The sequence below is a fragment of the Arenicella sp. 4NH20-0111 genome (assembly GCF_040366405.1).
In the GTDB taxonomy this organism is placed as follows: Bacteria; Pseudomonadota; Gammaproteobacteria; order Arenicellales; family Arenicellaceae; genus Arenicella.
In genome coordinates, this window is the sequence record NZ_BAABWF010000001.1 from 576,571 (window position 1) to 594,832 (window position 18,262).

The following is an 18,262-nucleotide window of genomic DNA, read 5'->3' on the forward strand; positions in this document are numbered from 1 at the left end:
TTTCTTTGAAAGCTCAGCATTAAAAGGCTGAGCTTTTTCATGCATGTTTGAAAATATCAAATCGGTTTAGATTGGCTTAAAGCACATCCGTAAATAGCTTCAAACTAAGTAAAAACAGTAGACAAGCTGCTAGTCGATCAAAGTGCGTCTTAGTCCGTTTGTAAAAGTTGCGGCTCTTATTGTTTGATAAACTCACCGCGACCACGGCATACCAACCAAAATCTATTACAAGTGCTATCAGAGTGACGTACAGAGCCGTGTGAATAGGGGGTTCTAATGGCATCACTGCACTAAATATACTGGCAATTATAAAAATCGTCTTTGGGTTGCTTGTTTGAACGACCAAGCCCTTTAGAAGTGACGACAGTAAACCACCCTGACGTTCACCAGAAACCACTCCCTCCTGCAAGGGCTCGGTAGCTCCTCTAAAGATTCGATACGCCAACCAAAGCAGATAACACCCTCCTCCAACTCGAAACACCACATAAACAGTTGGGGTTTGCTCAAGCAACGTGGTAACACCTAATGCCGCTAATAGCGCAAATAAAGCAGCACCAAGTCCGGTCCCAACGGCCGTTGCAATACCGTGTCCTCGAGACTTTGATAGCGAATTTTGAGCAACCACTAAGAAACTTGGCCCGGGACTCATCGCGCCCCCTAATAATGCAGCCGCTATTGCAACTAAAAACGAGTATTCATTCATCGTTATAGTATAAAGTTAACTCTATGGCCATTCACCCAAAATGATTATGTTTCGAATTCTATTTATTATTCCATTGTTGTTAAATGTTAATTGCTTCGCGCAAACAGTATTGATCGCGGACCATTTAGTTGATGTTGAAACTGGAAAAATGATGGCAGAACCTCGTATCGTCATAGCTGACGACCGTGTTTCTTCAATTACATTCGGTGGGCCCATACCGAACGGAACGTTAATCGACTTGAGCGGTCATACCTTATTACCGGGTCTCATAGACATGCATGCACACCTTACTGCGAGTCATTTGGAACATGGCTATAAACGACTGGCAAGCTCTCAAACTCGTGCCGCTCTGCGAGGTGTTAAACACGCAAAAGCCACTCTGCAGGCAGGCGTCACAACCGTGAGAAATTTGGGCGCACCCGGATTCACTGATGTTGCCTTACGGGATGCGATAGCCGACGAGGATGTAATCGGTCCACGAATGTACGTTTCCGGCCCCTCATTGGGAATTACTGGCGGACATTGTGATAACAATTTACTTGCTTACGAGTTTCAAGCTGAGAGTGAAGGAGTAGCGGACGGTCCTTGGGAAGCAGCCAAGGCTGTCAGGCGAAACATTAAATATGGTGCCGATGTGATCAAAATCTGTGCCACCGGTGGGGTTTTGTCCAAGGGAACCAAAGTTGGCGTGCAACAATATTCGCTTGAAGAAATGAAGAAAATTGTTGAAGAGGCACATCGTAGAGGAAAAATCGTTGCCGCACACGCACACGGTACCGAAGGTGTTTACAATGCTATTTTAGCCGGCGTGGACTCCGTCGAGCATGCGAGCTTTATTGATGATAAAGGTATTGCTTTGGCAAAGAAAAACGGAACGCATTTGTCTATGGATATTTACGTCACAGAATACATCTTAGGCGAAGGAGAAAAGGCCGGCATCCTTGAAGAAAGCTTGGAGAAAGAACGTAAGACTGGCGGAACACAGCGCGAGAATTTTAGAAAGGCGGTGAATGCCGGTGTAAAAATGGTGATGGGTACTGATGCTGGAGTCTACCCGCATGGAGACAACTTGAAACAACTCTCCAGAATGGTCGAGTTCGGCATGAGTCCGATTGAAGCGATTCAAGCTGCATCGATAAACGCCTCTAAGCTCCTCAAACAAGAAGACCATATTGGTGTATTAAAGGCTGGCGCCTACGCCGACGTGATTGCCGTTAAAGGAAATCCGCTTTCTGATATCTCCATTCTCGAGAGTGTTCAATTCGTGATGAAAGGTGGCAAGACTATCAAACTTCCAGCTGATTTCGAGTAACGTCATGGTGTTGTGGCTAGCTTAAAGTCTTGATCAATATTTGATACCTGCAGCATCGAACACGAGTTTTGCATCTTGCAATTGAGACTCATACTTTTTCCATCTTGCTACCGACGTTTTATAAATAGGTTCTCTGACTTGCATAGCACTCGCTGTAGCCACAGCCGCTTTGTTTTCATAGAACCTAAGGCATTGTTCTTCCCACTCTAAACCACAATGTTCTAACATTTTTTTTGATTCCGATTCTGGCCTATCAAGCAAGTCTTCATAATTCACTGTGTGGATTCGATCCCCGTACAATCCAGCCCAAAATGCCATTAAATCATCAAACAATCGATAATAGTTAGCGGTGTCTTTTAAGCTGTATTGATAATTGTAATATGAAAAGGAAACCGCAAAAAGTTGCCTAAAATTACTAAGGCAAGTATCCATGGCATTACGCCGTACCAGGATAATTTTTGCAGCCGGCAACGATTCACAAATCAAACCCAATTGCAGAAAGTTTAACGGTGTCTTGTCAACAAACTTAGGCTGTTGACGGTCTCGATTAATCAGAGAGCTCAAATATGCCTGCCCAACTTGAATCAAATTAAGCTGATTCATTTTGGTATTAACGTCCTCATCCAAAACGCTTGCCGTTTTTGATTTCGTGAGTTGTTTAGTAACAAGAGCAAAGTTTTGTAGTTCTCCAAGCGATTGTACCGATGAATGTGTACTCAAAATTCGGTCTACCAGAGTGGTACCAGACCTAGGCATTCCCAATACAAAAATAGCTTCTTCACCTAAACTCATGGCTTGGGGCGAGCCTTGAACTAATGGGTAAGATTTTTTAATTGAATTAAATAGGCTTTGGTCATCCTCCCAGGAATAGGATATCCGCTCGCCAAAGCGGCGTTTACCTCGATTCAACAATTTAAACGAATCAACAAAGCGGCCCTCATCCTCTCTAATTCGAGCCAGCGTATGACAAAGGTATAACTCATCCTCCGCATTGAGTTCACGGCCTTCTAACAGTGCTTCCAATGCCTGCGTTTGCGGTGCGCGTTCATGGCGATTTTTGTACAATTCAGAAAGAGCCCAGTAGGCCCGGGCGAACTTCGGATTAAGGGCGATAGCCTCCAAATAGTAAGTTTCAGCTTCCGACTCGTTACCAATGAAGTGTGCCGCTGACGCCAAGTTAAAATTAAACTGTGAATTATCGGGGCAAATTTCCACTGCCCTCTTAAGCGCATTATAAGCACTTTCGTAGTCTGCCAGCTTAGTCAGTACAACTCCGACGGTATCCAACGTTAACGCATCCTGCGAACACAACGCTAATACACGCCGCGCTGCTTCGCCCGCTCTGGCTGGCTCGTTCACCATTAAGCATAGCTTCGCAAACTGACCGAGGTACTCAGGATTGGTTGGCTCTAATTTAAGTGCTTTAAGGAGGTTCGCCAGCGAGACTTGAAGCTTACCCATGGCAAGAAAGCTCATCGCTCTTAAAAACCAAGCATCTGCGACTTGGCTATCAACATCCAAAATTTGCGCGCTTAGGGCTTCGCATTTCGTGAAATCACGTTCATTTATCGCGGCAACTGCCAGCCGATGTAGCGCTTTTACGTTCTGATCCATATAAAAAAAGGGGTATTAAAAATACCCCTCTTAATATACGTCAACCTTTCGACAAGGCGACGAGATTTTTGGTGCTCCTAAAAATCATAGGTGAATTTAACACCAACGGTTCTCGGCGCACCAACAAACTGTCCGTACGTTCTGAGAGTAAAACCATTTATCAAATTACCTGGCCCCGAGGTTTCGTTTTGCAGAAAGCGGCGGGTAGTTCGAGTTCCAGTCACGTAGTACTCGTCCCAAACATTGTCGATATACGCTTGAACGCTCCAATTATCTCTTCGGTACGTTGCGGCCATATGATGTACATCGTATGACGGGATTGCTTCACCACCTCGGTCGCCAGGAGTTCCATCTGCAGCACGTAATGTATCTTCATCACCGCCTACAATATTAAAAACGTCGCTAAAGAAAACCAGACCATAGTTGAAATCCAACTCTCCGCCCCAGGCCTCAGTGGCGTACGTTAAGTTAAGTGAACCTTGATGCTCTGCGTGCCCTGGCAATCGAGAACCAGCCAATGCATCCAGCGGCCCAACTAACCCAGGTGCGAATTCGGTTAACTCAGCGTTTGTATAAGCGTAAGTTAACGCTGCTTCTAAGCGATCACTTACTAACCATCGTCCTTGAAACTCAAAACCTTTACTTTCCGCAGCTGAACCGTTTCCAGTAATGGGCAAGCTGCCTAAAGCAGTTGTTGTACTCACCTGTAGATCCTGCCAATCAATATAGTAAAAAGAAACGTTGGCTGTTAAGCGGTTATCAAACAACCTTCCCTTATAACCCAACTCGTAATTCTCAATAGTATCGGGATCAATTAAAACCTCGTTAGCTTGTGCGCAAAGCTGCTGAGATGTACTGTTTAATTGCTCTGGCGTGCATTCTGGCACCGAGTTTACACCGCCATTGCGATAACCTTCAGAGTAAGTGAAGTACAGTAAGTTATCTTCATCAAGGTCATACGACAGATTAAATTTAATCAAATCTCCATCATCTTCACCTCGATTAGTTCCTAAATCGATAAAACTGTTTATCTCCGTTGGTGACTCACCATTAAATACGGTCTCCAAAAGGGGAAGACCAAACCCACCGGTAGTATCAACTTCAAAGTCATATCGACGATAGCCGATTGTGGCGGCTAAATTGTCAGTGAAATTCCAAGTAAGCTCGCCGAAAAGAGCCTGCTCTGTCACATTTGCATCTGTTAGTTGAATATATTCAAGGTCATCTGGACGCACTTGCACGCCGCCAAAGTTATCAACCGCAAACTGCGAAAATCCTGGCGTAAATTCTTCACTGACGGCATCGGTACTGAAATCGTTATAGAAATACCCTGCCGTCCAAGACAATGCACCATCTCCATTAGACGTTAAACGAATTTCAATGGTGTCTGATTCCTCATGCGCTGTTTCACGAGTGAATGAAGAAAAACTAGGAAAAAATTCATAACCGTACTGAAAGTTAAGCAATAAATCAGTTTGATCACGTTGGCCTATTTCATCATATTCGCTATGACCTGCCGATATAGTCGCATCCGCAAACCCTAAGTCTGCTTCAACCTCGATGCTAAATAGCTCATCGGTAAAGTCATTTGGCTCTTCATATCGCAAACCAGCTTCGTAGGGGCCGGTACCAAACGACAATTGATTGGCTATTTGACGACCTTCGGCTTCGGTATCCTGATACAAATACCAGGCATTAACGTTAACGGTGTCACTGACGGCCCAATTCAAATTCAATCGAGCGGATAATGACTGTTCTCCATTAGCGTCTTCAACTCGTCGAAGGTTGGCGTCACGATTAGCCGCAGTGGGCTCTGGGTTAGATACGCCACCTTGACGCACGACGAAGTTATAATCTATAAAACCAGGGTCGTCCAAATAATCTACGTTGGCGCGCAATGCCAACCTGTCATCGATTAAAGGTATATTCAGAGTCAGGCCCGTCTCATACCCGACACTCTCACTCTCACTGTTTTGGCTGAAGCCACCTCGTGCTGAAAATTCAAACTCGTTAAAGTTTGCTTTCTTAGGAATGTAACGAATAGCGCCGCCCATCGTACCTTGACCGTACAAGGTACCTTGTGGGCCAATCAATACCTCGACTCGCTCTAAATCGACGGGTTTAAAATCAACTTGAAGTGGGATGTCACCAAAATACGTTGCTACGGTATCAGAGCCAAAACCAGGCCCCAAACCGGTGGTATTAAGTCCGCGTACAAACAGGTCCGGATTCTCATCACGCGGTCCGCGATCGATAACAGTAAGGCCCGGCACATAGCGAGCTATCTCGTTAATACCGGCCAATCGCAATGCTTCGATTTGTTCGGTATTAACCGCCGCTATATTGATGGGAACGTCTTGTAGGTTTTCAGACCGACGCGACCCAGTTACGACAATTTCGTCCAAGCCTTCTACGGTATTTTGTTGGGAAAGCGCAACGCTGGGAGTTAACAAAGGAAAGGTGACTATTGCCATCGCGACAGCCAACTTGCTTGGACGAATCGCTCTTGGACAAACCGCTATCAACGGATTTTTCTGAGTATATTTCATTTAAGGCTCTCACTATATTTTATGTTGTTATAGTGCCCTTATGCCATTACGACATTTTTTTGTAAAGGATGCCTTTCTTACAAAATATGATGAAAACTCAAGCAAGAAAGCTCATTATTTTCACTGCAAAACAGACTCAAACCACCAGGACGTTTTTTGATCACATAAAACCGCTATTTCACACCTTCTTAGGTATGCCAGCCGCTAGCGCAACGGCATCTAACAATTTCGTTACATGTTCCAAATTTATGGTCAAATACAGCAATTTGTACTGCTCACTATCTCTTTCTAATGATGCATTAATGACATTTATTTCCTTAGTAGAAAGCTCAGAAACATCATCCCACTCAACAGCTTGATGTAAATTTGAATCGCTGACCAACCACTCTCCTTTTTTGGCACTTGGAGAAAAAACGCAAGCGCTCGGAAGGCCACAAGCTTGAGCAATATGACGCGGGCCTCCTTCGTTACCTAAAAAAAGATCACAATGAGACATTGCCGCGGCAAGCTTAGGTAAACTGTCAGTATTGATGGAAGGATGGATATCTGGATGTTGCCCCATGGCTTCGTAAAACTTCTCAACCTCAGACTTTTCTTCCACGCTCCCCCAAAACAATACTATTTGAGCCTTATAGGCGTCGATCGCATACTGAGCCCAGCCTTGCATTTTTTCTGAGCTCCACCGCTTATCAGTCTCTTTTGCCGTTACAGACATCAAAAATACAGGCCTATTAAAATCAATACCTGACGCCTCCATACCAGCCCGCAACTCATTCTTAAGAGCCATTGGGGTATTAATAACAAAGCGCTCGTCACGCTTTACATCAAACCCCATCGCCACTAATGGCTCGAGCAAACGTAAACGTTCGGCAACTTTATTTCCGCCGGAAGCCTTAGGATCAACTTTATTGGTATAAAAAAATCCTCGTCCTCGTTTTACGCGGCCAATGCAGATTGCACGTTTACGAGCAAAGAGAGAGATGAACTCACTTTTATTTGTAGACTGAGCATCTACCACCAAATCATAGCCCTGGGCAGTAACATTTCGAATTTTACGCCAGTACTTAAAAGGGTTCTTACGTTCACTGGATGTGATAGGAATAATGTTATCAATATAAGGGTGCATTTCAAAAAGACTGGCACTGACTTCATGAACAAGAAAGTCAACTTGAGCTTTAGGGAATGTCTTTTTCAAGGAATTGCACAATACAGACGACAATACTACGTCGCCAATCGCCATAAAACGCACCACCAAAATCTTTGCAGTCTCAGCGGTTGGTGAGTTTAGCGGTGAAGTTTCGTGATTATACGCGTTCATTATTACTCTCTAAATAGAAAACCCGCAGTCTACGCGCCAAAGTTACAGAAGTATTACACAACGCACTAATGCGTAGGCGAGCCTGTAAATATACGCCTTTTTATTTGAAAATGCTCGAATTAGTAGATTCACATTACCGCTCTTCTTTTTCGACCAAGATTCATTCTCCATCGAATTGAAAAGTAAGCAAACCATCACTCACTGCTCTCAAAAAGATATCCACATTTACGATATCAAGGCTCGGTTTGCAAACCTTCATCACCCCATTCCATTGATCTCGCTAAAATCAGCAAATAGATCACCTTAGTGATTGCAAGATGAGGTAGGTACTGTTTCAACATGCTAGAATAGACGTGCTTGAAGTTAAGGCACCCAAGGGGAGGCTGTTTACAGTCTGAGAATTGTCCAACGACGAAAACCCTAAGAACCTGATCCGGCTAACACCGGCGTAGGGATGGGAGTTATTTGACCACCTCGTTCGCCTACCGGGTCTCAACATGCTGTTAAAGAGAAGAGACCAACATGAAGTTAGTAAACTGTAATTCTACAATTAGATTACGGCCTGTTACCGCGTTACTTGCTATCGCGTGTAGTTTTACGCCCCTATCCCACGCTCAACAATCCTCCTTAGAGGAAATTATAGTCACCGCTGAATTCATCGAAGAAAGCGTTCTAGATCTACCGAATAGCGTGAGTGTCATAGACAGCTCCACAATCGAGACGCGTGGAGCCCAACACCTTGAAGACCTTTTAAATCTAGCACCCAATGTTAACTTTGCGACGGGCGCATCTCGAGGTCGCTTTATACAAATCAGAGGAATTGGCGAGCGCAGTGAATTCCAAGATCCAATAATTAATTCGGTTGGCGTCGTCATTGATGGCATCGACTTCACCGGTATCGCCTCCGGCGCCAGCACCTTAGATGTCAAGCAGGTTGAAGTCTTACGCGGCCCTCAAGGTACCTTATTTGGAGCAAACGCTCTGGCTGGTTTAATCAATATCGTATCTAACAAACCCAGCACCGAACTAACGACCCACATTAGCGCGGGCATTGAGGATTTTGGTGGACAAGAGCTGAGTGCGGTTGTCTCTGGCCCGACCTCAGACACATCGGGCTACCGCATAGCGCTTAAGCGGTATCAAAGTGATGGCTTTACAGAAGATGTATTTCTCGAAAGAGACGACACCAACAACATTGATGAAACCACCGCCAGATTCAGATACACAGCAGACTTAGGCCAACGCTTGGCAGTCGATTTGACCGCTTTTTTAGCAGACGTTGATAACGGATACGATGCCTTTAGTCTCGATAATACACGACAGACGTATTCGGATGAGCCGGGTTTTGACAGGCAAAAAACAAACGCTGGTTCGGTTAAAGTTATCTATGAAATTTCCGATGCTTTGTCATTTGAAGGGCTATTAAGCGCCGCTGATTCTGATTTAGACTATGGCTACGATGAAGATTGGAGCCATCTGGGAATTTGTAACGGTACAGCCTGCGATACCTCCTTGTTTGGCTTTGATTGGTTCTATTCGAGCTTTGACCGTTACCAACGCGAGAATCAAAATGTAAGTTTTGACGCACGCATTAAATCAGACACCTGGGTAATCGGCGTGTACCACCGAAACCAAGAAATCGAGTTAGACCGTGTGTATACCTTTAATGAAGGCGACTTTAATAGCGTTCTAGACACAAAAAACTCAGCGATTTACGGACAAATACAACTCCCTCTTTCTGATCGACTTGCTTTGACCAGTGGACTTAGGCTTGAACACCGCGACACACAATATCGAGACAACAATGGTAATCAGGCGTCCCCAGATGAAAGTTTGTGGGGGGGACGCATCGCCTTAGAATACAACGCTGATAATGGCGCACTCTATTACGGTCTAATTTCAAGGGGCTATAAAGCAGGCGGCTTCAATTTAAGCGGCGATCTGGATAATCGAGATCGAGAATTTGATACTGAAACCATGATCAACTATGAGGTGGGGATTAAAAACACTTACCTAGATGGCTCAGTGCAATTACAAGTGGCCATGTTCTACCAAGACCGTGAGGACATTCAGAGTCGTCAGTCAATTGTTCGTTCTATCGAGTCCGGAATCGTAGGTGGCTCATGCCCGTGCAGCTTTACCGACTTCGTTGGCAATGCTTCCAGTGGGTCGAACAAGGGGGTTGAGTTGGAGACAACGTGGCTAGTTAACGACAAACTGGAGTTGATCGCCTCTGTTGGCTTACTCGATACTGAATTTGATGACTTTCTGACATTCGATCATGTTAACGCCGACCGAGACACTGGCACCCCTTTCAATCTTAAGGGTCGCTCTCAAGCCCACGCCCCAGACTACCAATGGGTTATTGGTGGAGCGTTCGCAATTACAGACCATCTCATCATCAGTGGGTCGATTGAAGCAAAAGACGGCTTTTTCTTCTCAGAACGCCACGAGGAACGCTCTGATGCTTACGAGCTATTAAACTTGGAGCTAACCTACCAACAAGAAAACTGGCGGGTAGCATTATTTGGCAAGAATCTGTCGGATGAGCTAGTCCAAACTCGTGGTTTTGGCAGCTTTGGGAATGACCCAAGGAAGTTCTACGAAACTGAACCATACAATCAGTTTGGCGCACCTCGAGTCGTTGGTGTGCGTGCGGTAGTGGATTTCTAGCAACTCAGAGCTATCGCCATTTTTCGATTAACAGCTTCAACAGCAAGGTGAAAATCAACTGCCTATGTATTTATCAGTGGAAATTAGTATGTATCCGTTACAAGACGGATACAAACCTAAGATTAAAGAGTTCTTAGACGATATCAATGACCGGGCCGGTGATATCGAGATTCGATCTTCAAATATGAGCACAAGACTTTTTGGCACCTTTGATGCTGTCACAGCCTTGCTAAACCATGCCATGAGAGCCTCAATGCAAAAGTATGGCAAGATAGTATTTGTGTGTAAGTATTTACAAGGAGATGCACGAGAACTCAAAGGTTATGATTGAATGCTCGAGCAATTAGCTCAAGCGTGGGCAGCCACCAGCGACCTTGAAGTCGTGTCTGTCTCATTCGGGCTGGCGTATGTGATTTTAGCTGCTCGCGAAAACAGTTGGTGTTGGCCCTGTGCACTCATTGGTACTGGCACAGCGGTTGTTCTCTTTTACGAGGGGATGCTACCAATGGAATCTGCACTCAACGCGTACTATTTAATCATGGCTGTCTACGGCTGGTGGTGTTGGCAAAGAAAATTGCCAGATAACAGTTCCCACCTACCCATTCGTTCATGGAGCGCTAAGGAACACATCACCAGTATTGGCACTGTTGCTTTTCTGTGCCTTCTAAGCGGCTATAGTTTGAGCCAGCACACTGACGCCGCATTGCCCTATTTGGATTCATTCACAACGTGGTCAGCCGTGATCACAACATGGATGGTGACCCGAAAGGTTTTGGAAAATTGGTTGTATTGGATTGTTATCAACAGTGCGTCTATCTATTTATTTATCAGTCGCGAGTTCTATTTATACGCAATTCTATTCTTGCTCTACGTAATCATTGCTGTGTGGGGTTACTTCCAATGGCGAAGTAACTACAGATCACAAACCGCTTAAACTAAAATGCCATCGACTCACTCCCGCAAGCGCCTGAACTTCTTCTTAACGCAATGGGCCGACTGGGGTCTTCAATCTGAACCAAGACTGATAAGCGTATTTACTGCCGGCAAAAATCATTTGACAGCGTTACTGAGTCATAACAATGACAAACTGGTTCTAAAGATCTTTGATCACTCCTTCGAGCAAGCCGTCATCGCGCAAACTAGAGCCAGCAAGCTGGGCATCGCACCTAAAGTACTTTTTTCGCAGAAGCCAGTTGCGTTGATGGAGTACGTGAATACAGAACAGCCCAGTCTGGAATCGACAGCCCAAGCTTTAACTCTACTTCACAGTATCCCAATAACGGATCAGAAACCTTTTGACCTAAAGGGCTTTTACGCGTCGTATCTGGAAAACGCCCCAAGAAGCATCAAAGCATGGCATGAGCAACTAACCGGCTTGGTTGATGAATTTCTGACGCACCCTATCTCTGTCTGCTTTTGCCATAACGATCTGGTTAATGAAAACTGCTTGGGCTCGAATGACCAAGCCATCATCATAGATTGGGAATTTGCACAAGCTAATAATCCGTGGTTTGATCTGGCTGCAATTATCTTATACCGAGATTTAAGTTTAGACGAAGCTAAGGCTTTTTTGAGCGCTTACTCAAATGATTGGAGTGATCAAACGAGTGAGCGAATATTTTTATCTTCACAGCTCACACTGCTATGGGGAGATTTGTTGTGGCATCTTCATAAATATGGAAATGACTACGCTCAACAAAACACGGCTCGCTTTGACAAAGTAGACGAGTTAGCGACGCAACTCGGAGTGTCACTTCAGCCTGCGTAACCTCAGCAACCCTTCTTGTGAAGTTGAGGCAACCAATGCGCCTGATTGATCGTGTATGCGTCCGTGAGCCAGACCTCGACCATTGCCGGTTGATTGCACACGACACTCATAAAACAACCAATCATCAGCCCGAAATGGTCGATGAAACCAAATTGCGTGATCTATGGTCGCTAGCAATACCTTTTCATGCCGCTTCTGCAGATCTGGTTCATCCAACTTATGTGGAATGAGTGTGGCCTGAAGTAAGCCCATGTCAGAAATATAAGCTAACACAGAGTGGTGACAGGCAAGATCGTCGGGCAAAGGGTGCTTGGCTTTCATCCAATACTGAACACAGTCCTCACGAGTCACTTTCTCCGACGGTAAATAGTGAACATCAAAGTACTCATTTTGAAAATTATGATCCAACGGAACTGTTTGCTCCAATGCCTCATGTAGCGCATCGACAGGAGGTACCCATTTACGATAAAAATCCAAACCCTCTTCAGGCTTTTGGAACGAAGCCGATAAGTGAAATATCTGCCGGCCATGCTGTATGGCAACGACACGCCTAGATGAAAAACTGCCTCCATCAAGGCTTCGATCAACCTCATAAATGATGGGCGCATCGACATCACCGCGCAACAAAAAGTAAGCATGCGCAGAGTGTATAAAGCGGTCTTCGGGCAACGTATTATAAGCAGCCTTAATCGCTTGGCCTAACACCTGCCCACCGTATACTTGCCCAGTTTTAAAATCTCGACTTTGCCCTCGGTACAGGTTTAAGTCCAAGGTTTCACAGTTTAAAAAGTCCAGTAATGGACTGCTTGATTTAGACATTCTACTTCTTAACTTCTATTCTTAACTGGCTGCTTTAAAAGCACTACGCTCAAAAGCTCGCATCACCAGCGTTGTTATCTCTTCAGGTTCGGAAAAAATCGCCAACTGCCCAACATTATCTACTTCCGACAGTGTGACGTTGTCATAATTTTCAGCAAACCGCCTAACCGACTCTATCGATTGAATCTGGTCCTCCACTCCATGAATCAACGCTATAGGACACGTTAACTCATTAACAAACAACCGATGATCAGCGGTTACGGCTACCCCGTTGTACGCGTAAGCCGAGTAGCCTTGACTGGCTGTAAAACGATACGCTTGGTTTAATTTTGGCAACACCGTTGGCGTAAGCGCCACGGTAAGATCAACTGGAGAGTCTCGATAGGCCATTTGCGCAATTTTTTGTGTGTCACCTCGGTCAACGACAGCCACCGCACTTCGAACCAATAAAGGGAGAAGTTTTGGAAAACTCGCTGAAGCGACTGCCATTGCACGAGCTACCGGAGGCAATTGCTCTACGTCACGCTTACTCATGTAAGGAACAACACCCGATATAGCGAGGACTTGATCAACTATCCCCGTAAACCGTGCTGCAAATGCATACGCAAAAGCACTGCCTCCCAGTATACCAATACACCTGACTCTCGAAATGCTCAAATGAGACAAAACGGAATTCACGTCATCAGCATTAGACTCCAACAATCCACGCCACGAACTCGGAGGCGAAGAATGACCGTAACCAGCTCGACAAACACCTATGATCCGATAATCATTATTTAACAAGGAATCCAACAAACACTCAGGCAACTCGGGCGTATGCATAATCCCGTGAAAGATGACGAGAGCCTTGCCACTGGGATTCCCCACATCATAAAACTCAATAGAACGATTGTTTTTCACGCTTACTCTATTGATCGAATAGCGATTACTCAACCACCCTGAATGCTCTTGCTCACCACTTAAGAAAACCAATCCCGTCAATAGCCTAACCAGCTGTGCCTGAGATTCGCAGTGCATCTTTTTTAAGACAGACCTGATCTGAGTCCTGACAGTCTCTTCAGACCGATCCCGATATTGCGCAATGCGTTTAGCTGATAAACCTTGATACAATAAAGAGACAATTTCGCACTCATGAACGGTCAATGCATAATTACTGTTCAGAATACTTTCGGCACTATTACTCCAGCGTGTCGCGGCCACGTCAATAATAATTGAACTTGAACCCTTAAGTCGCTTTACAACAAATACACACGGTGTGCGATCAGAAAGTAACACCAAAACGGCTACCATTTTCTGACCATTGCACACTTTTTCAAAAGACTGAGTTATCGCCTTAATGCTGTCCTCATGAAGCACATTACTGAACAATTCGAGCAAAGTTGGTGCCGTTGGAGAGATTAAAAAATACTCACTGGCAGCATGGTTAGCGGTTAATAACCCGCCTGAAGAATCTAGTTCTATAGACGGAGCTAAACGGCTAGCCACATAATCACTTGTGGAGGTTTCCAAGTGACCATCGCGTCCTATCCGTTCCATGAGCTTAAATGCACGCTCGAAGTGATGGCCTAATAGCTCATTTAGACGTCCATTTATCTCTTCATGGCTTTCATTACCATCTGAGGAAGATCTAATAAACTCATCCCAAACCAAGGAAAAGCTATCAAATTGATCGGGGTTTAATGCCAACCCATAGATTGCATCTACTAATTCGTCGGAATCCACTTGAAGAAGATCACGATTCGAATTAACACTCTCTGCATTCACGTTCAAAAACGCCGATAGGTGAGCTTAAAAGTTTCTATCAAGCTAGTTGACGTCTATTCCTGCTTTCTTAGCGGATGCTTCAAACGCCTCACATTCTTGTGTCTTGTTAGCGCCACCCTCGGGAGACATTAGTTTTTCGCAAGACAGAGACACCATTGAATCCGCGCACGCATTGGCTTCATCCGTTAAGCCAGCATCGACAATCTCTTTTTCCTTACTTTTAAATGCCGTGGCACATTGAGTGTCTAGTTGACTCATCAATATTTCCATCATCTGCTCCGGAATTTGCTGACCCTCAATGCTTTCCAACGCGCATGTCTTTATCTTACTGCAGATAGCGTCGCCTTTAATTTTTTCGGCATGAGATTGTACTGCCAATACTGCACTAAAGCTCATCACTGTAACTACGCTTAATTTGTTTACAGCCTTAAACATGAATAATCTCCTGATATGAATTAAATGAGAGTGTTTTCAGGCAGTCATTTTATCAGTACGTACGCAGACAAACCATAATTTCACCAACGCTCAGTTGTATAACAACGTCAATTTTTAGGCTAGGCTGTCCAACAGCAGTAAATCCGATTATCGGTTTGGGTGGTAGACAACAAGCAAAGGCGCTTGCCTTAATTAGATAATTAACGGCCGCTGGTTATTCTTCAACCAATGACATCATCATTAAGCCTAGCAAAAATACGCCCTTTGATAATCCATGCAAATCCAAACGCCCACAAGGCGACAAGTTCCACCCAAAACGTTAAATTCAACGAATTCCACCATACAAGATCATCATCAAAAACTCGGCCTTTCAAACCAAGAACAGCGACACTAAAAAGAATGATAACACCACACCAAAAATAGACCGCATTTCTAGCCCGCTTCGTGGACACCATATTCGTTCCAGCACCATGTTTTTCTGGAATTACTCGCCGTAGAACAATAATGCAGAACAAACCCAAATAGATAAAGACAATGCCGGCACCAATCATATGGTACTCGCTGGCAGCGCCAAATAATTCAAAGTAGCGTTGTCCCTGCTCCACCGCAGTCACTTCATAAACTCCGTTATCTGCTTTATTGCTCACATTGACAAACACTCGCGATAAAAAGCTGGTTTGTGCTTCGCATCCTGCTCCTGCAGTTGGAAATAGTGCCACTCCGAATGCGCCTAATCCAGCAATAGTACTACCAATCGTCTCCATCCAATGATCTCCAGAATACGCCAGCAAGAAACCACCTATGAAAAACAGTAAGCCAACAAAAAAGCCCCCGAGAAATTGTGCGTGATAAAAGTGCGAAATACTATCGCGAAAGCAACTGCCACCAACAGTACCACCAATAATCATTATTAACGGTAAGCTAATGGCTACAAAACCAACGAGCGCGGCTAAACGATCAAGTACCTTTTGGTTTTCCGGAGCAAGATTTTTCGAATTAGGCTGCACAACCAACCCTCGTTCCATGAAGTTAGGTTTCTTAGACATACATAGTTCTCCTTTAAGTTATCTAATCCCTGACGACTAAGATAATTAACTAACTGACAAAAATCAATTAAATAAACAGCATACGAGCACTGTGTCCTGTTTTGGATTGGAATTGAGGTTTTATCAACTCCAATCCAAGTAACAACGACCCTCCTAACGTCATCTTTTCCTATGTATTTCTACTTTAGGAATTACTTAACCACCACTTTAGAAAGGTCTGGATTACAAATTCCAGTGAGGTACGGGCTGGGGGTTTCTCCATTTAAAGTTGACCCAATAAGCCCGAAAGTTACACTTCCTCCTGGCTTAATCTGCGAGTTCCAAGGCTTATTTTTAGCACTAAACTCTGAGGCATCACCGTTAATATTGGCGTTCCAAAATAGATTAATCTCGGCATCTTCATTGAATTGCATACCAACACTCCATCCAAAAATTGGCTCAGAACTGACATTAATCACTCTCACCTTAGCTAGGAAATGATTTGGCCAGGTGTGGTTAACTCGATACTCGCAACTTACGCCGTCAGCCTGCCCTACCAATTGACTCACGCGCTCTAACGCAGAATCCTTACCAGCGCCTCGATAGGCTTTATCAAACATCAAGGCAGTTTCATCTGGCACAACTCCTACGTATTCATAGCTAATTCCTTGATGGTCAGCATAGATTTCATTGGAAACATCGACAGTCCACCCGTTCGGTAACGTTTTAACTAGCACGTCCGAAAATATTCCATTAGTAGGCTCCCCAACCAACCTCACGTAAGGCAATTCTTTCATTGCCAATGTAAATATTTCGGCGGCACTCGCCGTAACCGAACTGGTCAATAAGTAAATCGGCTTTATGTAAGAAATGGGTGCGGGCTTAATTCTAATATTCACCTTATTCGCGTCTCGATCTTCGCTGCGAGCTTTTTTTCTGAACACCGTTCGCGGCCTATCATAAAAATATTTTGCTATCTCGAGACCGATTAGATCTAGTCCGCCTCCATTTAGACGCACATCTAGAATCACCGAATCCGTGTCTCTGAACTCGTTGACAATATGACTCATTTCTATTTCGAGTGAGGCCAAGAATTCCTCAACTGATGCCTCTCTGTCAGTTGAAAATCCCCCCATTGATAAAATTTGAATGTAACCAATATTGCCCTCCATAACACCCCAATTAATTTGACCATTCGCCGCTTCTTGCAGCGATTTTTGCGTCATATAGGACTTTACTATTTCTGCATCTTTACGGCTCAAATTGGCGAAAAACACATTAATTAACATGTACTCCTTAAATGCGCCAAAATCATCAAAATAGTCAGAGTACGATTCAAATAACGCCCGTAATTCATTTTCACTATAAGACTTAGAAAACTCACTTCGAAGCCGCTCACCAAACTCACGATAGCTAGCCGCATCGCGCACAATCGTGGTCGAAGGATCGTCTGAATCAATATACTCAATGCCAGCATGCCCATCACGATCGAGCTGCATGATCATTGAACTAAAAATTTCAAACAGAGCAAGTTGATCTTCTTTCGTCTCACCTAATTGTTCAACGCGCCACAGATTTTCATCATACGCACCCAGCCAATCAACGTTGCGCTCTTTAAAGTAGGCGTAGTTTTCGTTGAATATTGCCCAAAACACCTCAAAATTTGCTAAAGGGTCTCGTGTTTTCTTCGTAATTCCATACCTACAAGCATCAGGTAAGTCAGCAATTAGATTATAAGCGTACGAATGAATGGTTAGATCTGGCCTTGAATAAAATTGAGATCGCTCCCTGTTTACTTTGACCGTTGTAGGAAATAATGGAAAGTCAGGGAAATCATACTCATTGGTTAACAGGCAATGCTTAGAGCTGGTCTCATATTCCTTAATCGTCGAATCACCTACTACGAGCAGACTTCCATAGCCATCCTGCTGCCAAAACCCTTTGAGGTTTCGAAGATCTTCCTGAACTTGATTATTACGAAGGCTGTGTTTTTTGCCATTGATTGCGAATACATTTGCGACCGAGCAAAGCAAACAAACAGCAATCAATATAGTGAAGTTTTTCATGTTTGTATCACGTGATATGTAGCTAAAGAGAGTCTTTAACATAGCCAACGGAGACACTTTGTGTCTGTATCACTCTGTACTCAATTTAAGACTGATTAAGACCATCCTCGACTGAATTGGTCTTATCATGATGAGATGAAATTGGTCCCAGCTATCATCACTTATGCAGTCTAAAGTAGCTCAGGTTTGCTTGGATTTTTGATGATATTGACGCAA

General features: G+C 44.3%; 14 protein-coding genes and 1 riboswitch. Of the genes, 5 read left to right on the forward strand and 9 right to left on the reverse strand.

Annotated features, from left to right (window positions below):
• Positions 1 to 76: 76 nt before the first annotated feature.
• The gene (locus tag ABWW54_RS02430) at positions 77 to 703 is read right to left on the reverse strand and encodes a LysE family translocator (protein WP_353409741.1); all 627 of its coding nucleotides are present in this window, start codon (positions 701 to 703) and stop codon (positions 77 to 79) included.
• Positions 704 to 743: 40 nt separating this feature from the next.
• On the opposite strand from ABWW54_RS02430, the gene ABWW54_RS02435 reads away from it, so the two are divergent.
• A complete protein-coding gene (locus tag ABWW54_RS02435; protein WP_502907746.1) occupies positions 744 to 2,015 on the forward strand; it encodes a Xaa-Pro dipeptidase in 1,272 nt (423 codons plus the stop codon).
• Positions 2,016 to 2,048: 33 nt separating this feature from the next.
• On the opposite strand, the gene ABWW54_RS02440 is transcribed toward ABWW54_RS02435, so the two are convergent.
• The 3 genes from ABWW54_RS02440 to ABWW54_RS02450 form a co-directional block, all read right to left on the reverse strand.
• Positions 2,049 to 3,629: a tetratricopeptide repeat-containing sulfotransferase family protein gene (locus tag ABWW54_RS02440; protein WP_353409745.1), complete on the reverse strand. Its 1,581-nt coding sequence runs from the start codon at positions 3,627 to 3,629 to the stop codon at positions 2,049 to 2,051.
• 77 nt (positions 3,630 to 3,706) lie between these two features.
• The gene (locus ABWW54_RS02445) at positions 3,707 to 6,178 is read right to left on the reverse strand and encodes a TonB-dependent receptor (protein WP_353409747.1); all 2,472 of its coding nucleotides are present in this window, start codon (positions 6,176 to 6,178) and stop codon (positions 3,707 to 3,709) included.
• A gap of 178 nt (positions 6,179 to 6,356) precedes the next feature.
• Positions 6,357 to 7,496, reverse strand: a complete 1,140-nt coding sequence (locus ABWW54_RS02450) for a glycosyltransferase family 9 protein (protein WP_353409749.1) — start codon at positions 7,494 to 7,496, stop codon at positions 6,357 to 6,359.
• A gap of 365 nt (positions 7,497 to 7,861) precedes the next feature.
• Positions 7,862 to 7,968, forward strand: a riboswitch (TPP riboswitch).
• A gap of 50 nt (positions 7,969 to 8,018) precedes the next feature.
• Between ABWW54_RS02450 and ABWW54_RS02455 the strand changes: the two genes are divergently transcribed.
• The 4 genes from ABWW54_RS02455 to ABWW54_RS02470 all read left to right on the forward strand — a co-directional run bounded on the left by ABWW54_RS02455 (position 8,019) and on the right by ABWW54_RS02470 (position 11,937).
• Positions 8,019 to 10,169, forward strand: a complete 2,151-nt coding sequence (locus tag ABWW54_RS02455) for a TonB-dependent receptor (protein ID WP_353409751.1) — start codon at positions 8,019 to 8,021, stop codon at positions 10,167 to 10,169.
• Between the two features lie 88 nt (positions 10,170 to 10,257).
• Positions 10,258 to 10,500, forward strand: a complete 243-nt coding sequence (locus tag ABWW54_RS02460; protein WP_353409753.1) for a hypothetical protein — start codon at positions 10,258 to 10,260, stop codon at positions 10,498 to 10,500.
• A complete protein-coding gene (pnuC, locus tag ABWW54_RS02465) occupies positions 10,501 to 11,103 on the forward strand; it encodes a nicotinamide riboside transporter PnuC (RefSeq protein WP_353409755.1) in 603 nt (200 codons plus the stop codon). It abuts the gene before it with no gap.
• Positions 11,104 to 11,109: 6 nt separating this feature from the next.
• Positions 11,110 to 11,937, forward strand: coding sequence for a phosphotransferase (locus tag ABWW54_RS02470; RefSeq protein WP_353409757.1), 828 nt, complete (start codon positions 11,110 to 11,112; stop codon positions 11,935 to 11,937).
• On the opposite strand, the gene ABWW54_RS02475 is transcribed toward ABWW54_RS02470, so the two are convergent.
• The 5 genes from ABWW54_RS02475 to ABWW54_RS02495 all read right to left on the reverse strand — a co-directional run bounded on the left by ABWW54_RS02475 (position 11,920) and on the right by ABWW54_RS02495 (position 18,046).
• Positions 11,920 to 12,756 carry an acyl-CoA thioesterase gene (locus ABWW54_RS02475; RefSeq protein ID WP_353409759.1) on the reverse strand — a complete coding sequence of 279 codons (837 nt, stop codon included), beginning with the start codon at positions 12,754 to 12,756 and terminating at the stop codon, positions 11,920 to 11,922. The genes ABWW54_RS02470 and ABWW54_RS02475 overlap by 18 nt on opposite strands.
• A gap of 21 nt (positions 12,757 to 12,777) precedes the next feature.
• Positions 12,778 to 14,520, reverse strand: coding sequence for a bifunctional helix-turn-helix transcriptional regulator/alpha/beta hydrolase (locus tag ABWW54_RS02480; protein ID WP_353409761.1), 1,743 nt, complete (start codon positions 14,518 to 14,520; stop codon positions 12,778 to 12,780).
• Positions 14,521 to 14,562: 42 nt separating this feature from the next.
• Positions 14,563 to 14,955: a hypothetical protein gene (locus ABWW54_RS02485; RefSeq protein WP_353409763.1), complete on the reverse strand. Its 393-nt coding sequence runs from the start codon at positions 14,953 to 14,955 to the stop codon at positions 14,563 to 14,565.
• A 221-nt stretch (positions 14,956 to 15,176) separates the two neighbouring features.
• A complete protein-coding gene (locus ABWW54_RS02490; RefSeq protein WP_353409765.1) occupies positions 15,177 to 16,001 on the reverse strand; it encodes a hypothetical protein in 825 nt (274 codons plus the stop codon).
• A gap of 191 nt (positions 16,002 to 16,192) precedes the next feature.
• Complete coding sequence (locus tag ABWW54_RS02495) at positions 16,193 to 18,046, reverse strand: S41 family peptidase (protein WP_353409767.1); 1,854 nt, start codon at positions 18,044 to 18,046, stop codon at positions 16,193 to 16,195.
• Positions 18,047 to 18,262 lie beyond the last annotated feature (216 nt).